Raw genomic sequence first — 22,633 nt, 5'->3', positions numbered from 1 at the left:
GATATAACGTGACATTTTTTGAATATTAACCTTAATCATATACTTATCGTAACATCTAAATGAGTTTGCTTTTTTATAATGACAGCCTACAGGAATTATTGCTTGCGACGTAATATTTTGCTGCCCGGTTGTATGCTAACGGGATAATTGCAGCAGTATTTTGAATCCGTTTATTTATATATGAAAACATGCTAAATACGGTTTACATAAAATTAATATATTGCCCTCGAATTCAATAGCTACTATATGAAATTTTCCATCAAGCCCCTTTTATTTTTTTTGTTGTTGTTCAACTTTGCTGCAAAAGCGCAGGTTTCTGCGCCACCTGTATCAAAATACGACCAGCACAAGGTGTTTAACCCTTTTTTTTACCCCGAGAGAGGTAACGTATACCGTTCGGCGGCCGGCACGCCCGGCAGCAAATACTGGCAAAACCGCGCCGACTATAAAATTGATGTGGCGCTGGATACCGCTGCCCACCGGCTCAGCGGCAGCGTCACTATTACTTATACTAACAACAGCCCCGATGCGCTGGACTTCCTGTGGTTACAGGCCGACCAAAATATCTACCGCGAAGATTCCCGTGCCCAGGCAACCACCGTTGTAAGCGGGGGGCGTTTCGCCAATAGTGGTTTTACAAAAGGTTACGAAATTAAGGCGGTATCTATTCTTAAAAACGGAAAAGCCGAAAAAGCTAATTACCTGGTGAACGATACCCGCATGCAGCTTAAACTTAAAGATACTTTAAGGGCGGGCGGCGCCAAGATCCAGATCAGAATTGACTATGCTTATACCGTTCCGGAATACGGCACCGACCGCACAGGGAGGCTTAATACCGCCCAGGGCTGGATCTATGATATTGCCCAATGGTATCCGCGTATGGAGGTTTATGACGATGTAAATGGTTGGAATACTATACCGTACCTGGGCGCATCTGAGTTTTACCTCGAATACGGTAATTTCGACTATACCATCACCGCACCGGCCAGCCTGGTAATTGTTGGATCTGGCGAGTTATTAAACCCGGCCGAAGTACTTACTCCCAAAGAGTTGAAACAATTGGCTCTTGCTAAAGTAAGTGATAAAACCATCATGATAAAAGATTCGGCCGATGTGCTTGGCGGCAAAGCTTATCTTAAAAAACCAACGCTTACCTGGCACTTCTTCTGCAAAAATGCCCGCGATGTGGCATGGGCTGCTTCAAAGGCCTTTGTTTGGGATGCTGCGCGTATTAACCTTGCAAACGGCAAAAAAGCTTTGGCACAATCGGTTTACCCAATTGCCAGTGGTGGTGTTGGTGCTTATGGCCGCAGTACAGAGTATGTAAAAGCATCTATAGAACTTTATTCGGGCAAATGGTTTGAGTATACCTATCCCGTGGCTACCAACGTGGGCGGCCCTGTGAGTGGCATGGAGTACCCGGGTATTGTATTTTGCGGGCATGAGAGCCAGGGCGGCAGCTTATGGGAGGTAACCAATCATGAGTTTGGTCACAACTGGTTCCCGATGATCGTCGGATCCAACGAGCGGAAATATGCATGGATGGATGAGGGTTTCAACACTTTTATAAATAAGGTAGATACCAAAGTGTTTAACAAAGGAGAGTATTATGAAAAAGGTGATGTGCAAACCAGCGCCGGCTATTTGTTTAGTCCGAATGCAGATGCGATATTAAATACACCGGATGTGATCCAAACGGATTTTCTGGGGGTGGCTGCTTACGAAAAGCCCGCTGTAGGTCTGACCATATTGCGCGAGCAGATCCTGGGCGAGGAGCGGTTTGATTTTGCCTTCCGCACCTACATCAAACGCTGGGCATTTAAACATCCAACGCCCTGGGATTTTTTCCATAGCATGGATAACGCAGCAGGAGAAGATCTGAGCTGGTTTTGGAACGAATGGTTTATGACCACCTGGAAACTTGATCAGGCAGTTAAAGAAATCAACTACACAGATAACGATCCGGCGAAAGGTTCGCTCATCACCATTGAGAACCTGCAGGAAATGGCTCTGCCTGTTACCGCGCTAATTAAAGAAGAAAACGGCAACACCAGCACCATAAAATTACCGGCCGAGATATGGCAGCGTGGCAGCATTTGGGTATTTCCTTATAAGTCTACCTCTAAAATAGCTTTTGTAACGCTGGATCCGGATCATGTTTTGCCGGATATTAACCCGGATAATAATTCGCTCAGCGGGCAAGCGGTCGGTAAAGGTGTAACGGCAACGGAGGTGATCAATGCTTATATCAAAGCCATAGGAGGCGAGGCAAACTTGAAAGATATAAAAGACCTTACCATTAAATCGGAGGCCAGCTTCCAGGGCGTAGGGGTAAACCTGGTTGTGAAATATAAATCTCCTGACAAGTTTTACCAGAACATTGTTGCGCCATCGTACAACAACTTTGTACTTTCAAATATTGTTGCTAATGGTGACAGCATCCGCATGAAGCAATACAATGCCGAAGTGACTTTAAAAAGCGAGGAGAAGCCACGTGTTTTAAACCGGTATAAGCTTTTCCCCGAACTGGACTACAGCAAAGCCGGTTTCAAGCTGGAATTGGATCCGAATATGCAGGTTGTGAACGGAATGCTTACCTACCTGGTAACCATCACTACCCCAGGTGGCGTAAAAGTTAAACATTATTACGATCCTAAGACCGGCTTTAAAATAAAAAGAGTGACTGATGTGGAGGGCAGCACGCCTTCTATGTATGGCGATTACCGTAGCATAGCCACCGGAATCAAAATTCCTTACAGTGAGAAAACTTACATAGGCGGAACGTTGACCGAATTCAAAGTAACCGACTTTACCGTTAACGGGAGTTTGGGTAATGAGGATTTTAAATAGTTAACTTGGCTGAAGATGTTAATATAGGGCTCTCCTAACAAGGAGGGCCTTTTTTAATTTATGTCCGCCATTTTAACTTGTTGGCTTTTGATTGATTATTCTCATCTGGTAAAGTGTAAAATTGATGCAGAATTTTTAATAACACGAAGGATGATAAAATTGAAGTTAGGTTGCTAATCTACGGCAACCGCAAAACTTTATCCCTACCTGTCCACTTCGCCCAATACGAAATCCAGCGAGCCGATGGTGGCAACGAGATCGGCAATCATTACGCCTTTGCCTAATTCTTCCAGTACGCTTAGATTACAGAAGCTGGGCCCACGGGATTTTACGCGGAAAGGGATTTCGCTGCGCTCGTTATCATGAATAAAGTAAAAGCCAAGTTCGCCCTTAGTGCCTTCGGCCCGGGCATAGTAATCCTGTTTTTTGGGAGTGAGCTTCCGGGGGAGTTTAGCTCTTGGGTCGAAATCCGGTGTGCGTTTCAATTCATTTTGCAAGCGGTTAAGGCACTGGTCAATGATCTTTAGCGACTCATCTATTTCATCAACCCGCACTTTATAGCGGTCCCAGCAATCCCCGGTTTTGCCCATTAACCCTGTACCTACCGGTATCTCAAAATCCAGTTCAGGATAAGCCGAGTAGTTATCTATCCGGCGCAGATCATATTTTAATCCGGATCCACGTAAAACAGGGCCTGAGCAACCATAATTGATCGCGACATCCAGTGGCAACACGCCTACATTAGCCGTCCTGCTAATGAAAATTTGATTATCTGTAAGCAGTCGGTTAAGCTCTACCATTTTCGGTTTGAAATAATCAACAAACTCCCGGCAGCGCTCTTCAAAACCAACCGGCAGATCATAAAATAAGCCACCCACCCAAATATAATTGTAAAGCATCCTAGAGCCCGAAGCCCACTCCAGCATGCCCATAATATGTTCCCTATCACGAAAACACCACAGGAAAGGCGTGAAAGCCCCTATATCGATACCATAGGTACCAATGGCAATTAAGTGAGAAGCGATGCGGTTGAGTTCGCAAACCAACACACGGATGTATTCAATACGTTTGGGAATGTCCTGATCAATACCCAGCATTTTTTCCACTCCCATTACCCAGGCATGGCTATTATTCATAGATGCCAGGTAGTCCATCCTGTCAGTAAAAGGGATAGTTTGCTGGTAAGTAAGGGATTCAGCATGTTTTTCAAAACACCGGTGCAGATAACCAATATGAGGGATCACTTCTTTAACGATTTCGCCATCAGTAATCAGCTCCAGCCTTAAAACGCCGTGCGTAGAAGGGTGCTGCGGCCCCATATTGAGCACCATGTCTTCCACGGCGGCGTCCGCTATCTTTTTTTGATAGGTTTCTAAAGCAAGGTTATATTTTGAAGTAGCAGTTATCACGTTTTGTTTATATCAAATCAATAACTATATTTTTTTAAGCGAATGAATGACGGAAAAATTTTCTTACCATTCAAATCAATTTTTATAAATAGCCGTTAAACCTAGCTTTTGATTTTTCTCATTGTTCGAAATGACAGAAAGCTTAATTTTTAGCTTTCAAATTCTACTCCCACTTTAGGGGGAGCGGGGCTCATTAATCTATCTTTATTCCTTTATAATACTCCGCATTCTGATAGTCTTTACGCAATGGAAACCCTTCCCAATCATCCGGCATCAAAAGCCTGCGCATGTCAGGGTGGCCTTCAAAATAAATTCCGTACATATCAAAAGCTTCCCGCTCGTGCCAATCGGCGGCCCGGTAAACCGATGTAATGCTGGGGAAAGAAGGCAGATCTTCCAAATCCCGACTGTTGGATCTGCTTATTTTAAGTACCAGCTGCAAATTATACGGAATAGACGAAAGGTGATAAACTACACCGAATCGCCCGTCCTCCACACCATAATCTACACCGCTTAAACAGCTCAGAAAATCAAAGTAAGTACGCAGGTTATTGCGTAGCTCAAGGCAAACCGCCACTATTTTATCAGGATCAATCAGCAGGGCGGGCTGCATACCGGTGCGTTCTTCGCCGGTTACAACCGTTTCGCCAAACTTTTCGGTCAGCAATAATTTAATGTCATCAAAACTCATGGCGCCAGGCGAACTATTTTCCAGGTCTTGTTATCTATTTTTTTGTATACGATCCGGTCGTGTAAGCGACTACGGCGACCCTGCCAAAACTCAATAAGGCGCGGGCGTAAAACGTAGCCACCCCAAAAAGATGGTTTCGGTATCGTCTTATCAGCATATTCTGCTTCCAGTTCTGCCATCTTCTGCTCTAAAGTCTCGCGACCGGTAATCTCCTGGCTTTGTGGCGATGCAACAGCACCTAACTGACTTGCCTTGGGGCGTGAGTGAAAATACTTTTCTGAATAATCACGATCGAGCTTATCAATCGTACCTTCTATACGGATCTGCCTTTCCATATCGCCCCAGTAAAATACCAGTGCGCCCAGTGGGTTCCTACTAATCTCTTTGCCTTTACGGCTGAGGTAGTTAGTATAAAATTTAAAGCCATCATCGCTAAATCCCTTTAATAATACAATACGGGCCGATGGGCGGCCGTCATGGGTAGAAGTAGCCAGCGTCATAGCATTTGGTTCATGCACCTTTGAATTAATGGCTTCGTTAAACCATTTATCAAATTGGCGCATCGGGTTGGCATCTACATCCGTTTCATTTAACGAAGCGGCGCTGTAGTCCTGCCTTAAATTTTCTATATCTTGTTGATCCATTATTGCAAACTTACAAATTAAATAAACCGTACATATTGTAAAGCCGCCCATTTTAAATGATATTGAACATAATTTTACAATTCACGTTATAGAAGGTAAATTTACCAACGTATGCTTAGTCAAATATCGGCGGCAGCAGGTCGCCTTTTAATATCAGAACCATTTATGCCCGATCCTAATTTTAAACGGTCGGTCATCATATTAACGGAATACTCCGAGGCTGGTGCTATGGGTTTTATCCTCAATCATCAAACTGAATATCTGCTTGGCGATATTCTGCCTGATGTTTCCTATTCAGAGATTCCGGTATACATGGGCGGCCCGGTGGCGGCCAATACTTTGCATTATATTCACCGTTGCCCTGAAAAAATTGAGGGTGGTATAGAAATTTGGAACGGTATTTTCTGGGGTGGGAACTTCGACCAGATAAAAGAGTTAATCACCAATTACCAACTCACGGAAAATGAGGTTAAATTTTTCACTGGCTACAGCGGGTGGACACCCGGCCAATTGGATGATGAACTGCGCGAGGATGCATGGATAGTATCCGGCAAGTTCGAAGCGGATGCTATTTTTAGCAACCAGGAGCAAAATCTTTGGAAAGAGATAGTAATTGGTATGGGGCAGCGATACGCACATATAGCCAATTTCCCTGAAAATCCAGCTTTGAATTAAAGTTCGCATTATTTTCAATTTTTTTTCTGTTTGGCTTTACAGTTGAACCACGGAATTCTTTTTACACTATTTTAAAAAGTATAAGGGTAGTTGCAAAAAAATATTAAATTCACCACCTCTTAATAAACAGGTTAATTTATTATTATGCTAAAACGAATTCCTTCTCTGCTTTTTTCCGTTCTGATTACTGCAACAACATTTGTAAAAGCCCAAAACACAGATCCCAATTTGGGTATCATTCCCGCTCCGGTTTCGGTAAGAAAATCGGCTGGCGAATTTGTTTTAAGCCAGGAAACCCGTATCCAGGCAGATACGCCTAATAACAAGGCAGTGCTTTTCTTTTCTAAATACCTCGCAGAAAACCTGGCCTATAACAAGCAGGTTGGCTTACGTAATGCAAATGTAAATTCAAATACTATCTATTTAACAGCAAACGGTACCGAGGGCCTGCCAGCCGAAGGGTATCGTTTAACCATAACTCCACAACAGATTACGGTTGTAGGAAAGGGGGCCGGATTGTTTTACGGTATCCAAACACTCATGCAAATGATGCCATTGGAGCGCAACGCCACTGCTAAGCTGCCATGTGCCGTTATTGAGGATTACCCACGCTTTGGCTACCGTGGCGTAATGTTGGATGTGAGCCGGCACTTTTTTTCGGTAGAAATGGTAAAACGCTATATTGATATCATGGCTGTTTATAAGCTGAATACTTTTCACTGGCATTTAACCGATGATCAGGGCTGGCGCATAGAGATTAAGAAATATCCGCGGCTTACCCAGGTGGCCAGCATCCGCGCGCAAACGGTTATTGGCAACTACCGCGACCGCACGCCGCAGCAATATGATAATACCCCTCACGGCGGCTTTTACACACAGGATCAGATCCGTGACGTGATCAAGTATGCCGACGCTCGATATATTACTATCGTTCCTGAGATTGAAATGCCGGGCCACGCACAAGCTGCACTCGCTGCTTTCCCGGAATTAAGCTGCGACCCAAAGCTGGATTACAAAGTGGCGGAAACCTGGGGCGTTTTCAATAACATTTATTGCCCGTCTGAAAAAACCTTTGCCTTTTTACAGGATGTTTTAACCGAGGTGATCGACCTGTTTCCGAGTAAATACATTCACATTGGCGGCGATGAGGCACCAAAAACGGTATGGAAGAATTCTAAATTTTGCCAGGACCTGATCAAAAAGCTGAAATTGAAGGATGAACATGGTTTGCAAAGCTACTTTATACAACGGATGGAGAAGTTTGTTAACAGCAAAGGCCGCAGCATCATTGGTTGGGATGAGATATTGGAGGGTGGTTTAGCACCAAATGCTACCGTTATGAGCTGGAGAGGCGAGGAGGGTGGAATAGCTGCTGCACAGCAAAATCACGATGTGATCATGACCCCGGGCAGCCAGGGCCTGTACATTGATCATGGCCAGGGAAAACTGAATCAGGAGCCCTTAAGTATTGGTGGCAATGAACCGCTTACCAAGATTTACAACTACAATCCAACACCGGCAGTTTTAACGCCGGAGCAACAGGCTCATATTAAGGGTGTGCAGGCCAATTTATGGACGGAGTACATCACTACCGATAAAAAGGTTGAATTTATGCTGTTGCCAAGAATGCTTGCTTTGTCGGAAATTGCATGGTCGCCGGTTGCAAATAAAAACTTTAAAGATTTTGCCGAGACCCGCCTGCCCGGCCATTTAGCCTGGTTGGACAAGATAGGATATGAGTACCATGTGCCCACTGCAATAGGTGCGACTGATACAACTATGATAGCTTCACAATTAACGGTTAATTTGAAATCGCCGGTGGAAGGCGCAACCATTTATTATACCATTGATGGCTACACACCCCGTGAAACAGAAATTGCCTATACCAAACCGATCACCTACCAGGTGCCGATAGACCAGTACCGCGAGCTGCAAACCATAGTGGTTACCAAAGCCGGCAAGCGCAGCCCGATAACGCGTACAATGGTGTATAATAAAGCTCCGCTGACTGCCGTTTCATACTCAGGTGGTAACATGGGACTAAAGTATCAGGTTTCCGCAGGAACCTACGTAAATACTATGCAGATCAACCCGGCAGCAGTTATTGACACAGGGATTGCCAAAAGTTTTACCACTGCTAATTCTGCTTTTAAAAAATCGTTCGGTAAGTATGGGGTGGTTTATAATGGGTTTATCAAAATTGATACTGATGGTAACTACGGCTTTTCTACCCAGTCAACAAATGGCTCGGTGCTTTATATAGATGACTTGCCAATAGTTGACAACGATGGCAGAAAGGGTCTGTTTGAGCAATATGGCGCCATTCCGTTGCTGAAGGGCTTCCATAAAATCAGTATTAAATATGTAGATGCTAACCAGGCAAACAGTGCTTTACGAGTTTATATGACTATACCAGGCAAGCCTAAAGGAGAGATCTCTCCGGATATGCTTTACTACTAAGTTTACAAATATGAATGCAAGATATTGTGTATTAATAGCTTCCTTTTGCATCTTACTTGCTGCCTGCAGCAACGATCCGCAAAAGAAGTTAGTAACTACAGGTGCCGGAAATCCGGCGCCATTATTAACGGCGCCTTTTCGGTTTCACAAAGCAATTGAGGTATCGCCTGGAGAAACCTACGATGTATTAAGTTGGGGCAGGGGGGCTACAGTGGTAGGTGCATTTATGATACTGCATTCAGATTCGGCCAACAGTAAGTACATTACCACCACCGGGGATTTAAATGGAGCCATCACCGATGTGTATAACGCGGATATGGATACCGACGGTAACCCGGAAATTCTGATCCAGACCAAAGTGAAAGACACCGTTAATTATGCCAAGATCTATGCATACGAATTTAATAACAGTAACGCCAACAAGCTCGATTTCCCAAAGCTCACCAATTCACAGCGTAAAGGTTACCGGGGTAATGATAACTTTTATATTAAAGATGGCAAGTTGATCCGCGAATTCCCCATTTATGCCAGTAATGATAGCCTGGCCAAGCCTACGGGGGCTAAACGCCAGTTAGAATACGGTTTGAGCCGCAATGAATTCACAGTTACCCAGCTAAGTAAGGATTCCACAGATGTGAAAACCTCTGTAGCACCGGCCAAGCAGGCATTGCAGCAAACCGACAAACAAAGCAGTACTAAAAAGTCGGCTAAAAAGAAAAAGGCCGAAGGGAAAAGGAAGCATAGAAGGCGCAGGAGTTAACAGCGACCGTTAATCAAACGCTGATCTTGTTCGCGTTGCTGATTTTCTCCAACAACCTGACCGCCCCCGAACAAGCCCGAACAAGCCCGAACACCCCCGAACAAGCCCAATTAGTTGGTTGGTATTGCGACAAGGATTTACATTAATTAACAGCCTATTTGATTTGGCAACTCATACAGAGTTGTCAAATCTTAATTGCTTTACACCAAACCTCGCCTTTAATTTGCAAATTTGCTTAATGCATTTCTTATACCCGGCTTTCCTGTTTGCATTACTCACGCTGATTATCCCGGTACTGGTACATCTTTTCAATTTCAGGCGGTATAAAAAGCTTTATTTCAGCAATGTACAGTTCTTAAAAGAGGTGCAGGAGCAACAGGCATCGCGTCGCAACATTAAGGAACGGCTTATTTTAGCAGCCCGCATGCTCGCTTTGGCTTTCCTGGTGTTTGCTTTTGCCAGGCCGTTTATCCCGGGCAAGGATGCTGCCAATGCGGGCAAACAGCAAGCAGTTAGTATTTTTATAGATAACTCTTATTCTATGCAAACCCTCAGCAGGGAAGGCAGCCTGCTGGACGAAGCCAAACAAAAAGCCAAAGAAATCGCATCAGCCTATTCGATTAACGATCGGTTCCAAGTACTCACCCAGGATTTTGAAGGTAAGCACCAGCGCCTGTTAAGCCGAGATGAGTTCAACGATGCCGTTGATGCCGTAAAGGTGAGCCCACAAAGCAGGAATCTTGAGCAAATCATCGCGAGGCAGCAAAGCCTGTTAAATCTGCAACCTGGTGCAGGTAAGCATAATTATATCCTGTCAGATTTTCAGAAAAACATCAGGAGCGGGTCTGGCAGCTCCCGGGTACCGGTTACGTTGATCCGGTTACAGGCTAACGAATTGCCCAATGTGGCGGTAGATTCTGTCTGGTTGCTCAATGCGACACACAGGCCTGGCGAAACGGAAAAACTGGTAGTACGCTTACACAACTATGCAGGAAAGGCAGCAGAAAAAATTGCATTAAAACTGCTCATTAACGGCAAACCAAAATCGCTCGGGAGTTTCAGTGTTGCAGCGCGGTCGTTTCAAACTGATACGCTAACTTTTTCGGGTTTAACCGCCGGTTGGCAGCGTGGAGAGTTATTGCTGGAAGATAACCCGGTAATTTTCGATAACTCCTTTTACTTTGCGTTCAACGTCAATAATAAATTACCAGTATTACTAATTGATGGCGGGCAGGCCAATAAATATCTGCAGGCCGTGTTTGGTGCCGATCCGTTCTTTAGCGTAAAAAGCGTACACGATGGCAATGTAGATTATGCTTCATTAAACAGCTATCCACTGATCGTATTAAGCGATATCGGGAATGTTTCTGCAGGTTTGGCCCAGCAGTTAACCGCCTACGTTAAAAAGGGCGGTACGCTGGCGGCTTTCCCCTCAAAAGAGTTAGATATCTCCAGCTACAAGGCCCTGCTACAGCCAATGGGTGCCGCCTGGCCGGTAAAATTAATGTCGGAAAATACCCGGGTTTCTTCCATCAACCTCCAAAGTGCCGTTTTTAAAAATATTTTTGAATCCGTTCCGCAAAATCCCGATCTGCCCGTCGTAAAGAAATATTTCAATTTGGCAGGTGCAACCAAATCCGCAGAAAACCTGATGAAACTGCAAGCCGGCGAGCCGTTTTGGGAAGCTTATGTTTTTGGATCGGGCAAGGTATTTATTTCCGCCGTAGCATTAAACGAGGATTTTAGCAATTTGCCGGTACATGCGCTTTTTGTACCGGTTATGTTAAAGATAGCCCTGCTAAGCGGTCACGATCAGCCACTTTTTTATACTTTGGGGAATACTGATGTGATAGAAACCGTACCGCTGCAATCTACCGAAAAGCAAATGGTGAAGCTAACCTCAGGTACAGAGACTATCATTCCTGAAGTGAAGCAACAGGAGGGAAGCACCATGCTTTATCTGCCGGGCCAGCTTACCAAAACAGGCATCTTCGATTTAAAAAAACAGGATAGTATTGCTGCTGTATTGGCGATCAACGATAACCGCAGCGAATCTGATCTTTCCTATCTAACCGATACCGACCTGGCCAAACTAATACCGAATACAGCGGGATTGATGACCGGTAATAAATTCAATGTGAATAATATCAACAGTGCCGAAAATTCAGGTCTGCAATTATGGAAACTTTGTATAATTTTGGCACTGATATTTCTGGCTGCAGAAACCATGCTGATCCGTTTTTACAAAACCGGTAAAAGCGATGTAGAACCAGCCAGTTGATCATTAATACCCACCTTAAACAGCGAAAATGAATTTGCTAATCAAATCTGCCACTGTTATCTATCCGGCATCATCTTATAATAACCAGGTTACCGATATTTTAATAAAAAATGGTGTTATTGATAAAATAGGCCCATCAATAAATGATGATGACGCCATAATTATCGATGGCACCGGAAAGTATATTGCCCCGGGCTTTTTCGATCTCAATTGCAATGTGGGCGAATTAGGCCTGGAAACAAAGGAGGACCTGCAAACAGGAACTGCCGCAGCCGCAGCCGGAGGATTTACCGGTATAGCATTGATGCCAAACACCTATCCACCGGTGCATTCTAAGGCTGAAGTAGAATACCTGCTGAACCGCGCTAAAGGCAATTTGGTAGATATTTATCCCCTGGGCACCATATCGCACAAGCGGGAAGGTAAGGATCTGAGCGAAATGTATGATATGTTTAAGAGCGGTGCCAGGGCATTTACAGATGGTAACAAGCCGGTACAGGATGCAGGGCTAATGGAACGTGCGCTATTATACGTGCAGGGTTTTGGCGCAAAAGTGATCTCCTATGCCGAAGACGGTTTTATTGCAGGCAAAGCCAAAATGAACGAAGGTGTGGTAAGCACCATGCTGGGGATGAAGGGGATTCCGTCTCTGGCAGAGGAACTGATGGTAGCCCGGGATATTTACCTGGCTGAAGACTCCGGTACTGATATTCATTTTACGACGATATCTACAGCCCGCTCGGTTGAGTTGATCCGCGAAGCAAAAAAACGCGGGTTAAAAGTAACCTGTGATACGGCGATCCATAACATTGTATTGACCGATGAATTTTTAGTGGGTTTCGACAGCCTCTATAAAGTTAAACCACCTTTGCGTACCCAGTTGGATGTGGATGCGCTGATAGCGGGATTAATGGATGGCACAATAGATGCACTGGTAACACAACACACCCCGCATGAACTGGAATATAAAGATGTAGAGTTTGAGGTGGCTGAATATGGCATCATTGGCTTGCAAACAGCTTTTGCTCTGGCGGTAAAAGCCGGTCTGCCGGTAGGTCTCATTGTAGAGAAACTATCTATCAATCCGCGCAAAATATTGAATGTGGATGCGCCCTTATTTGCCGAAGGCGAAAATGCTAACCTGGTACTACTGGATATAAATGCAGAATGGGAATATACCCGTGCCACTAATAAATCTAAAAGTTACAACTCCCCATTTATGGGCCAGAACTTAAAAGGAAAAGTTTTGTTAACGTGTAATAATAATCAAATAGCTAACTCTAATTAATACAAAATGACTGATCCCAAAATAAGTTCGGCAATTACAGGCGCTTTACAGGCTTTTACAAAGTATGATGACTTTGAAGCCACTGCGCTAAATGCGCAATTTGAAACTGTATTTTCATCTGATAAAACCTTCTTGCAAAAAGTAGATGCTTTAGATGAGATCTTTAACGATAACCCCAAAGTAGAGGCTTTGCACGAGGTTTTCTTTGACCTGTTGCTGGTAAACTTCTTCAGCGAGGACGTGAAAAAACTGGAAGACGACTATCTTGAAACCCCGGAGTGGGAAAAAATAGAGGAGCAAACGCTGGATAGGGGTACAGAATTGTTGAACCTGCTGCTTTATTTGAACGAATGCGATGACGAAAATATCGATCCGGAACTGGAAGATTACCTGAAAGAATTTTTATTGGTAGATGAGGACGAGTTCCAGGATGAGTACCGAATCTATGAACCTGTAATTGCCAACCAGATCCTGGTGGAAAGCCCCGCAGCCGAAGTTGCTAAAGTGGCCGGCACATTGGATGACGACTCGGAACTGAAAGAGTTGTTTTACCCAATGATCAGTTTTTTCCAAAATACCGAACCGGACGAAGAAGACAAGGAGGTTATTGCATCAAATGCTGTGGATGCTTCTTTTGATATGGCGGTGTTGGAAATATTAGTGCGTTTTAAATAATCAAACTATAAAAAAACCTAATCAGATGGAACAATTAGCTGCAAATCCTACCAAAATTGCCACCAAGTGGGCGTTATTTTATGTCGGTGTATCAATCGTCATTACCTACGCTATCGATCTTCTTAATTTAGATCCTAACTCTGCAATAAAATACATTAGTTACTTACCGTTTATTGCTTTTTGCGTGTTGACTCAAAAGGAGTTCCGGGACCAGCTAGGTGGTTTTTTGACCTTTGGCCAGGGATTTAAGGCAGGGTTCCGTTATGCATTATTCGCTGGATTTTTACTGGCAATATTTACCCTTGTATATTTAAAGGTGTTGAATACCGGTGCTTTAGATAAAATGATAGAGCAACAGCAAGTTATCCTGGCAGAAAAAAATATGCCTCAGGAACAAATAGATGCTGCTACAGAGGTTACTAAAAAGTGGGGTGTTTTAATCGGTACACTGGGTGCTGCTATCGGTACACTTATCTCTGGCTGCATTGTTTCTTTGATAGGTGCTGCTATTCTCAAAAAGGAACGCTCGCCGTTTGATGTACCAGATACTTATGAAGGCACTACAGTTTAAATATCTGGTCCTATTATATAAATGCAAAAGGCTCCGAATTCGGAGCCTTTTGCATTTATATAGTTTTAGTTCGCTCTAGTTATTCGAGGCAGTCAATAGCTGTTGTTACAGACTTCAATAACTTTGCTTCCATATCTTCTCCTAAAAGGATGTTCCATTTTTCATCAAGGCGCTGAAGCCAGTGTACAATTGTACCATTATTCAAATCGGATGGCATTACAACTTTGTACATTGCTTCCCTATCAGAATAAATAACTTTCATTACTTTGGTGCGATATGCTTTTTTAAGATAGCTAAAAGATATGGTAAATATTTTTGAGGATGCCAGTCCATTACTGTTTTTAGCTGTTTGCTCATTAGTAACGGTAACAACTTTAAGTTGAACGTCTGCTGGCTGTTGTTGAAGTGCTGAGATTGGCATAGATGTTATTTGTTTATTTGTAGTTATACATATTAACTATTACAAAATCTCGGCCAAAGTAATTTGTACATGGAAAATGGGCCTAAAGGCATTGAATGGCTAATTATGACTACATCATAGCCCTCAATTTAAAACAAAAGCCAGGCAGTAACTGCCCGGCCATGTTAACTAATTTAACTATTAACTGATGTGTACTATTTCGCCTTTTTAGTGTAGATATAGACTACGCCATATTTGGCTTTGCTGCCATATTTCTTTACAGTGTCGATATCCAATAAAGTACTCATTCTGTCGATATCAAACGCAGAGAGTTTCTTAAGTTCCTTTTTAGTGGCCTCTTTACCGTCGATGATGATCAATTTATCAGAGATGCGGTTTACGGTAGCAGTGCTGAATGTGGAATACGTTTTAGCAGTAGCACTGCGGTTACTACTTCCAAAGCCTGTTATCGAAACTGCCTTTAAACTTTCTGGAGAGTCACTTGTTTTGGATATGAACGCCTGTACAGTTGTTCCGTTTGATTTTTTCAAGGTGAGGGTGTTTGGATATCCCTTTACGATGACAGGCGAATCCAGGTCGGGATGTTTAATATTGCCTAAAATAGTTGTAAGCTTATCGCCACTGTTTAAAACAATAGTGGCTGGCTTGGCAGACCCGAAACTAACCAGTTCTTGTCCGCTGATGTTTTGCGGTACTCCATCTTTTGTGATGCGCAGATTATTAATTTGTTTACGGTTGCCCAGCCGCGCTAAAAGTTTCTTCCCTGCATCAGACTTTGTAGTAGTTACAAAAACGATCTTTTTGTTATTATCAAAGGTTAACTCGTCTGCTTCCAGCAATAAAGCTTTGGCATCTGTCGGGTTCACAACATTCACTGCCAGAATATCATTTGGGTCTAAAGCTTTAAAGTCTGCAGGCCTAATTTTTTTTCCATCTACAACAAAATTCGCTGAATCGGCATCAGTAAAAATTCGCACATTTTCTGTATGGAAACTAAACCGTTTCTTCTTGCCTGTATCCGCCTTATGGAGGGTTAATGTTGCAAACTTTATCGTGTCCTGTTTTAATGTAGCAGAGTTGCCTTTTTTTAAATTGCTTGTATTTAAACGAAGGGTAATAGCTGTATCTGCCTGTGATATTATATTTAATGTAACCTTTCTTAGCGGCTGTATGGTACTATTTATTTTGGCAGATATCGGCTTTATGATTGCGGCATCAGAAAAGCTAAATATCAGCAAAAGGACTACCGCTGGCAGTATAAAGGCATACCGTGCTACGTTAAACTTTGAAGAGCGTTTGGCGTTCATCATGATAATTCGTTTTTTAATAGTTGAAATATTGAAGTGATTGACAATTCCTGGTGTTGCAGCGTTAAAGCTTACATTTACAAGGCTGTACTGGTAAGCTTTTGTGTCGATGCCATTGTTTAATATCTTTCGGTCGGTAATAAATTCAATATTTTCACGCACCGCCTTTTTCATTAGCCACACACCAGGATTGAACCAGTAAAAAATGCTGCTAAGTTCCGCCAGCATTATATCTATGGTATGCCAGCCATTAACGTGTTCCTGCTCATGCAGGAGGATGGCTTTGAGGTCGGCAGGCGTATGGTTTTCCGGGTTCACGTAGATGCTCCTCCAAAATGAAAATGGCGCCGCTTTGCCGTTCATCAGGCGCACCTCATGGTTAAGAATTATAGCCTGTTTAGAATTACGGTAAAGTTTTAGCAGTGAAAACAACTGCACAAGCAGGCGTGTAGCCAATAATGCGGCCCCCGCCCAAAATAACATGGCTCCCCAGGCCCAATAATCGGGCTGCGTAAGCGGCTTAACGAGCCTGGCTGCTGGTATCTGCCAGTTTAACAATACGGTCTGCACAGGCAGGGCAATATTGTCGTGCCGCTGCGCAAAGCTCGTCAAGTCTATCTTTGGATAGATACTGGCAAAGATGATCGCACTTATTAAATAAACCCTGTTTAAAGAATAGAAAGTAAGGTGGCGCAGCACCAGGTAATAGCCCGCGCAAAACAGCAGCAGAGCGATGTTCACTTTAAATAAAAAAACAAATAAAGCTGGCATTTGATGAGGTGTTAAGGTTTTTCAATCAGTTTTATGATCTCTTTCAATTCGCTGGCGCTGATCTTTTTCTCATTGGCAAAAAAAGTAACCAGGTCTTTATAAGAATTTTTAAAGTAGTCGCTTACAAATCCGCTCATAAACCGCTTTTTGTATTCCTCCTCTTGTATGGCGGGAGTGTAGCGGAAAGAGTTGCCTAACTTTTCGCTCTTCAAAAAGCCTTTATGCTCCAGGTTCTTTATGGTAGAGGCAAGGGTTGTATAAGGTGGTTTGGGTTCGCCAAGCAATTCTAAATAATCCCTTATAAAACCGGTGCCAGCCTGCCAGGCTGCCTGCATGGCTTCTTCTTCCTGTTGTGATAATTTCTCCATGTTCTACGATTGTTTCGTAAATCTACGACTATTTCGTAATTATCAAAATAATTTAACAGATTTTAACAAAAGATTTCATGATGACCTGGGTAATGCCGACGTCTTAAACGGATTGAAAATCGATTACGTGATCCGGCACTGAGAGATATGGCAACACATTATACAGGCTCGGTTTTTCAACACCTTCTGTTTTATTTGTAAAGTTTTTCATTACCTTGTTGGATTAATGTGCAATTTAGTTTTGTTGATTTGAATTAATGTCTCTTAACACCGCTGATACAGCTAATAAGCAGGATCTGGCCATTTGGCTATCTTTTAAAGAAGGAGATTGGGGCGCATACACCGAATTGTACAACCGGCATTTCAAAAAATTAAACAATTACGGCTACAAATTCACGCGGGATATCAAAGTGATCGAAGACTCGGTGCATGATCTGTTCATCAAATTGTGGACTAACCGCGCCGGACTCGGTACGCCATCATCGGTAAAAAATTATTTATTTAAATCTTTGCGCAGTGTGCTTTTTCGTAAGTTGAATACCGAATCGCGGTTTCTGAAAATTGAAGATGGCACGGAGTATGATTTTACATTCGAGGTTTCCTTCGATCAGCAATATATTGCTGATGAACAGGCGCGCGATTTGCAAAAAAAAATTAAGATGGTTGTGCAAACCCTGCCCGCCCGGCAGCAGGAAATCATTTACCTGCGCTTTTACGAAGGCTTAGGGTACGAAGAAATAGCCGACATTATGGAAATCAATATTAATTCGGCCTATAAACTGCTTTATAAAGCCTTAAATAAAATGCAGGAAGTGTTAAAAGTGTCAAAACTAGCCATAATTCTCAGTCTGGTTGCGCTTTTGAGGGCTAATGTTAACATTAAATAAATATATATTTAATTTGTAGGGATAATTTGAGCAAGTACATGTCTATAAGTAATAAAACTTATAAACATGGAATTTGGGCAATATAGCACCTACACCATCCAGGATTTTCTAGAAGATGATCAATTCATTGCGTTTATAATAGCGCCTGATGAAGAGCGTACTATCTTCTGGAAAAACTTCACCGATAAATACCCTTCTAAAAAACCAATAGTTGATCAGGCAGCCGCACTTGTGGCGGCATACCGCGAACAAGATGTTTTTACCAACGCAGGTAACCAGCAGGCTATTTGGCAGCGCATTGAAAGCAGCATTCAGAACCAGCCGCAGCCTTTAAAAAAGGTGGTTTGGCTGAATACCTGGTTGCGTGTTGCGGCCATGCTGTTATTGGTTAGCAGCATAGGGTTTACATTATGGGTACTTACCGCCAATTCAAAACAAAATATTTCAACAGCTTATGGCGAGCTGCGTACCGTAACCCTGCCGGATAATTCAGTAGTGGTGCTAAACGGTAACACTAAACTTACTTATGCTAAAAACTGGGTAGATGGGCCGCGTGAGGTATGGATAACCGGGGAAGGTTTTTTTAAGGTAAAACATTTGAACCAGGATCAGCTTCACATCAAATCCTCAGAGCGATTTATCGTGCACTGTAATGACGTCAACATAGAGGTGTTGGGTACATCATTCAACGTACGCAACCGGCACAGTAAAACAAATATAGGCTTGGTGAGCGGCAAAATCCGCCTTGACTATACTGATTCGTTAAACGGGCACAGCAAATCCCTGGTAATGAAACCGGGCGATTATGTAGCTTATGGTAAAAAGGGCGTTCTTGCCCAAAGTAAGCTCGCCGAGCCTATCAAACTAACCGAATGGACCCTTCGCCAGCTTAATTTCAATAATGCAACTCTGGCAGATATAGCAGGCGTGCTCACCGATGATTACGGCTACCAGGTTTCCTTTGCCGATCCGCGGATGCAAGACTTGAAGATAGAAGGGGAGATCAGCGTGCCGAGTGTTACTGAACTGGTTGATGCTATCTCGACTACTCTTCATGTTAAAATAAAACAAACAAACAAATCCATCACTATATCAAACCCCTAACAAAGTAATTATGCAAAAACTCGACTTATCAACTTCCTTAAAATGTTGTTGCTTTCTGTTCATTTTGCTGAGCCGGCCGGTTTTCGGCTATGGGCAATTGGCAATGAACAGCGGTAAACTTCACAGCAAGACTTCGGTTTACACAGGTCAGCAAAACTCCGACAGCAAAGTATCGCTCAAAGATGCATTAGACGGTCTCAAACAACAATTTAGAATTCAAATTGCCTACCAGGAAGGTTTGCTGGAAGATAAATTTGTAAATGCCAGCACAATTGGCAACGCTAAAAATTTAAGCCTGGAGAATAATTTAAACCTGCTGCTTTCATCATTTAAACTTACTTATAAAAAAATTAACGAAAGCCAGATCTCCATCTTTACTGCAATGGATGGCAGAGAAACAACCTCAGGGATCGCAGCAATCGTTTTATCGGGTAAGGTAGTAGATGGCACAGACGGGCAACCGGTAGTGGGTGCCTCTGTCTATTTAAAAAATGATGGCAGCGTAGGTACTACTACCGATGTAACCGGAACCTTCAAACTGAATGTTCCGGATAAATATGCCGGGAAGCCACTCTTGCTGGAAATAGCTTATATTGGCTATACCAAAGAACTGTTTACGGTTGCCGATGCGGGTGCGGTTATTCAAATTAAGTTAAAACCAGCCAATAATACGCTCAACGAAGTTGTTGTAACCGCTTTAGGGATCAGCAAACAAAAAAAATCTATAGGCTATGCAGTTACCGAAGTTAAGGGTGAGGAGTTTACCCAGGCTCGGGAAAATAACGTCGCAAATGCCTTATCAGGTAAAGTAGCCGGTGTTAATGCTATCGGCTTATCTACCGGTCCGGGCGGATCCAGCCGGGTGGTTATAAGAGGTAACGGTTCACTTACCGGTGATAACCAGCCGTTATACGTAATCAACGGTTTCCCGCTAGACAATTCAGTGCCAGGCGCTGCGCCAACCACCAATGGCGGCGGGTCTAATGTTGACCGTGGCGATGGTATCGCAGGAATTAATCCGGATGATATTGAATCGATGACCGTACTTAAAGGCGGTACCGCTGCTGCGCTATACGGTTCGCGGGCTGCCAATGGTGCTATATTGATCACAACTAAAAAAGGTAAGGCTCAGAAAGGCGTTGGGGTGGAGTTCAATTCTACTGCTACGATGGAAAATGCAGCCGTTTTTCCTGACTTTCAATACGAGTACGGGCAGGGCGATGGCGGAGTAAAGCCAACCACGCTTGCGGCAGCGCAATCAACAGGCAGAAGATCGTGGGGATCTAAAATTGACGGCTCTACAGATTACGTTGGGGTTGATGGCAAAAACCATCCTTATTCCGCTCAGAAAGATAATATCAAAAACTTTTACCAAACCGGGTCAACCTATACGAATACGCTTGCGTTATCGGGCGGCACAGATGCAGTTGTTTATCGTTTTTCTGTTGCCGACCTAAATGCAAAAGGTATTTTGCCAAATAATACCTATGACCGTAAAACAGGTAACCTGTCGTTAAACGGCAAATTGGGCAGCAAACTCAGCTTTGAGGCTTTGGCACAATACAACATAGAAACAGGCAAGAACCGAGCAAGCGCAGGTGATGCAACCGCAAATCCAAACTGGTCACCTTACATGATCGCCAACACGGCTGATGTGCGCTGGTTAAGCCCGGGCTATGATGCCAGGGGCTACGAAACCGTTTGGAACGATGCCTCTGTGGCAACCAACGGTTATTTTGTAACCAGTAAATTTAAAGAGAATGATACAAAGAACAGGTTTATAGGCCAGGGTACTTTAACGTACGAGCCAGTAAAAAACCTGTTCATCAAAGGTTCGGTTAGCCAGGATCATTATGATTACAATTATACCAATATAACGCCCACCGGAACGCTATACGCACTAAACGGCCAATATGTAGGTATAAAAAGTGATGTAACAGAAACCAATGGTATTGCCACAATTAATTATAAAAAGCAATTGAAAAACTTCAACGTCTCTGTATTGGGCGGTGTAAACAAAAGGCATTTCCAAAACAACGAGCTAGATCTATCGGGTAACACCTTTATCGTGCCGTTCTTCTATAGCTACAGCAATTTATCGGTAGCATCCACTGTGCCGGTTACCAAGCACCTGGAAACCAATTCAGTATTCGCTTCAGCAGATTTTGATTACAAAAGTTTAGTTTTTGTTACGGTAACTGGTCGTAAAGATTGGTTCTCTACCTTATACTCAGCCGGTAATAACGGGAACGTTAGTATATTTTATCCAAGTGTAAATGCCAGCTTTATTCTCTCTGATGCGGTGAAACTTCCATCGGTAATTAGTTTATTTAAACTTCGCGGTGCCTATGCACAAGTTGGCGGTGGTTCACCGGAACCCTATTTAACTACCCTTACCTATCGTAACGTACCAACCGGCGATCAGCCATTGCAAAATGTTGGTAGTACAGCACTGAGCAACCCTTTACTAAGGCCATACACATCTACCACATCAGAAGGTGGTTTTGAAGCACAGTTGTTTAACAACCGCTTTAATTTGGATGTAACTTATTATAACCGGGTAACCGACAATGATATCGTAAATGCTACTATCTCCTCCACATCGGGCTATAACAGCGTTCCGCTCAATACCGGTAAAGTAAGGAACCGCGGTATCGAATTACTGGTAGGCGGCACGCCCGTGAAAACACGCGATTTTAACTGGAATCTGAGTTACAATTTTGCATACAACGACAATAAGGTGCTTTTTCTTAACGATCAGCTAACCAATATACCGCTCTCAAGCACTGTTGGTAACTGGGGCTATATCAACAATATAGTAGGTTATGCGTCTAACGAAATTGTAGGTACCCGTATTTTAAAGGATGCAGCAGGTAACACGGTATTCAACAAAACAAGTGGTTTCCCTGTAGCTACAGCTTTACAGCCGCTGGGCAAAAGTGTAGCGCCTTATACCATGGGCCTTACCAATAATTTCAGGTACAAACGCTTTAATCTTAGTGTATTGTTTGATGGTAAATTTGGTAACAAGGTGTTCTCCATCAGCGAGGTGTACGAAACGCGCTTAGGTTTACTTAAAACAACACTGCCGGGCCGTGAAAATGGTTTAGCACTAAACGGGGTTGATCAGGATGGTGCAGCTTACAGCCGTACGGTGCCGGTAAGCGGTTTGCGTGCATACTACGATAACAACAAAAATTATTCGGAGTTATTTTTGCATGACGGGAGCTTTGTGAAGCTTAGGCAAATCATATTGTCCTACAGCCTGCCGGTAAACAACATAAAATTTTTGAAATTGCAATCTGTAAACCTTTCGCTGGTAGCACGTAACATCGCGATCATTTACAAACAGACTGATAATTTTGACCCGGAACAAAGCTACAGTAACGGCAATTTTCAAGGTCTTGAATCAATTGGATTGCCACGTACCCGGTCGTTCGGTTTAAATCTTTCAGTTAAATTTTAATATTT

General features: G+C 43.2%; 16 protein-coding genes and 1 pseudogene. 11 read left to right on the top strand and 6 right to left on the bottom strand.

The features are described from left to right. The first annotated feature begins 246 nt into the window (after positions 1-246). Positions 247-2,190, top strand: a pseudogene (locus A0256_18305) (peptidase M1). A gap of 863 nt (positions 2,191-3,053) precedes the next feature. Here A0256_18305 and A0256_18300 read toward each other — a convergent pair. From A0256_18300 to A0256_18290, 3 genes are all read right to left on the bottom strand, one after another. Then, a complete protein-coding gene (locus A0256_18300) occupies positions 3,054-4,256 on the bottom strand; it encodes an NADH dehydrogenase (GenBank protein ID AMR34610.1) in 1,203 nt (400 codons plus the stop codon). Between the two features lie 196 nt (positions 4,257-4,452). Further along, positions 4,453-4,950: an NADH dehydrogenase gene (locus tag A0256_18295; protein ID AMR33230.1), complete on the bottom strand. Its 498-nt coding sequence runs from the start codon at positions 4,948-4,950 to the stop codon at positions 4,453-4,455. Beyond that, positions 4,947-5,594, bottom strand: a complete 648-nt coding sequence (locus A0256_18290; protein ID AMR33229.1) for a pyridoxamine 5'-phosphate oxidase — start codon at positions 5,592-5,594, stop codon at positions 4,947-4,949. Before A0256_18290 ends, A0256_18295 begins: the two co-directional genes overlap by 4 nt. 111 nt (positions 5,595-5,705) lie before the next feature. On the opposite strand from A0256_18290, the gene A0256_18285 reads away from it, so the two are divergent. From A0256_18285 to A0256_18255, 7 genes are all read left to right on the top strand, one after another. Continuing rightward, a complete protein-coding gene (locus A0256_18285; GenBank protein AMR33228.1) occupies positions 5,706-6,269 on the top strand; it encodes a hypothetical protein in 564 nt (187 codons plus the stop codon). A gap of 144 nt (positions 6,270-6,413) precedes the next feature. Then, on the top strand, positions 6,414-8,729 hold the full coding sequence (locus A0256_18280) for a beta-N-acetylhexosaminidase (GenBank protein ID AMR33227.1): 2,316 nt from the start codon (positions 6,414-6,416) through the stop codon (positions 8,727-8,729). Between the two features lie 10 nt (positions 8,730-8,739). Continuing rightward, on the top strand, positions 8,740-9,489 hold the full coding sequence (locus A0256_18275) for a hypothetical protein (GenBank protein ID AMR33226.1): 750 nt from the start codon (positions 8,740-8,742) through the stop codon (positions 9,487-9,489). Between the two features lie 238 nt (positions 9,490-9,727). Then, complete coding sequence (locus A0256_18270; GenBank protein ID AMR33225.1) at positions 9,728-11,770, top strand: hypothetical protein; 2,043 nt, start codon at positions 9,728-9,730, stop codon at positions 11,768-11,770. Between the two features lie 28 nt (positions 11,771-11,798). Then, positions 11,799-13,058, top strand: coding sequence for a dihydroorotase (locus A0256_18265; GenBank protein AMR33224.1), 1,260 nt, complete (start codon positions 11,799-11,801; stop codon positions 13,056-13,058). Between the two features lie 6 nt (positions 13,059-13,064). Beyond that, entirely contained in the window at positions 13,065-13,733 is a 669-nt protein-coding gene (locus A0256_18260; protein ID AMR33223.1) for a hypothetical protein, read from the top strand. A gap of 25 nt (positions 13,734-13,758) precedes the next feature. After that, the gene (locus A0256_18255; protein AMR33222.1) at positions 13,759-14,304 is read left to right on the top strand and encodes a hypothetical protein; all 546 of its coding nucleotides are present in this window, start codon (positions 13,759-13,761) and stop codon (positions 14,302-14,304) included. Positions 14,305-14,383: 79 nt separating this feature from the next. On the opposite strand, the gene A0256_18250 is transcribed toward A0256_18255, so the two are convergent. From A0256_18250 to A0256_18240, 3 genes are all read right to left on the bottom strand, one after another. After that, positions 14,384-14,725, bottom strand: a complete 342-nt coding sequence (locus A0256_18250; GenBank protein ID AMR33221.1) for a hypothetical protein — start codon at positions 14,723-14,725, stop codon at positions 14,384-14,386. A gap of 194 nt (positions 14,726-14,919) precedes the next feature. Then, positions 14,920-16,803 (bottom strand): hypothetical protein, encoded by a 1,884-nt coding sequence (locus A0256_18245; protein AMR33220.1) that lies wholly within the window; start codon positions 16,801-16,803, stop codon positions 14,920-14,922. Positions 16,804-16,814: 11 nt separating this feature from the next. Beyond that, entirely contained in the window at positions 16,815-17,171 is a 357-nt protein-coding gene (locus A0256_18240) for a transcriptional regulator (GenBank protein AMR33219.1), read from the bottom strand. A gap of 257 nt (positions 17,172-17,428) precedes the next feature. Between A0256_18240 and A0256_18235 the strand changes: the two genes are divergently transcribed. From A0256_18235 to A0256_18225, 3 genes are all read left to right on the top strand, one after another. Next, positions 17,429-18,058: an RNA polymerase gene (locus tag A0256_18235; protein ID AMR33218.1), complete on the top strand. Its 630-nt coding sequence runs from the start codon at positions 17,429-17,431 to the stop codon at positions 18,056-18,058. 66 nt (positions 18,059-18,124) lie between these two features. Next, positions 18,125-19,162: a hypothetical protein gene (locus tag A0256_18230; protein AMR33217.1), complete on the top strand. Its 1,038-nt coding sequence runs from the start codon at positions 18,125-18,127 to the stop codon at positions 19,160-19,162. A gap of 10 nt (positions 19,163-19,172) precedes the next feature. Next, positions 19,173-22,628, top strand: coding sequence for a SusC/RagA family protein (locus tag A0256_18225; protein AMR33216.1), 3,456 nt, complete (start codon positions 19,173-19,175; stop codon positions 22,626-22,628). The last annotated feature ends 5 nt before the right edge of the window (positions 22,629-22,633 follow it).

The sequence above is a fragment of the Mucilaginibacter sp. PAMC 26640 genome, from assembly GCA_001596135.1.
In the GTDB taxonomy this organism is placed as follows: domain Bacteria; phylum Bacteroidota; class Bacteroidia; order Sphingobacteriales; family Sphingobacteriaceae; genus Mucilaginibacter.
Note: the sequence above shows the minus strand (reverse complement) of the source record. Positions and strands in the feature narration are given on the sequence as shown.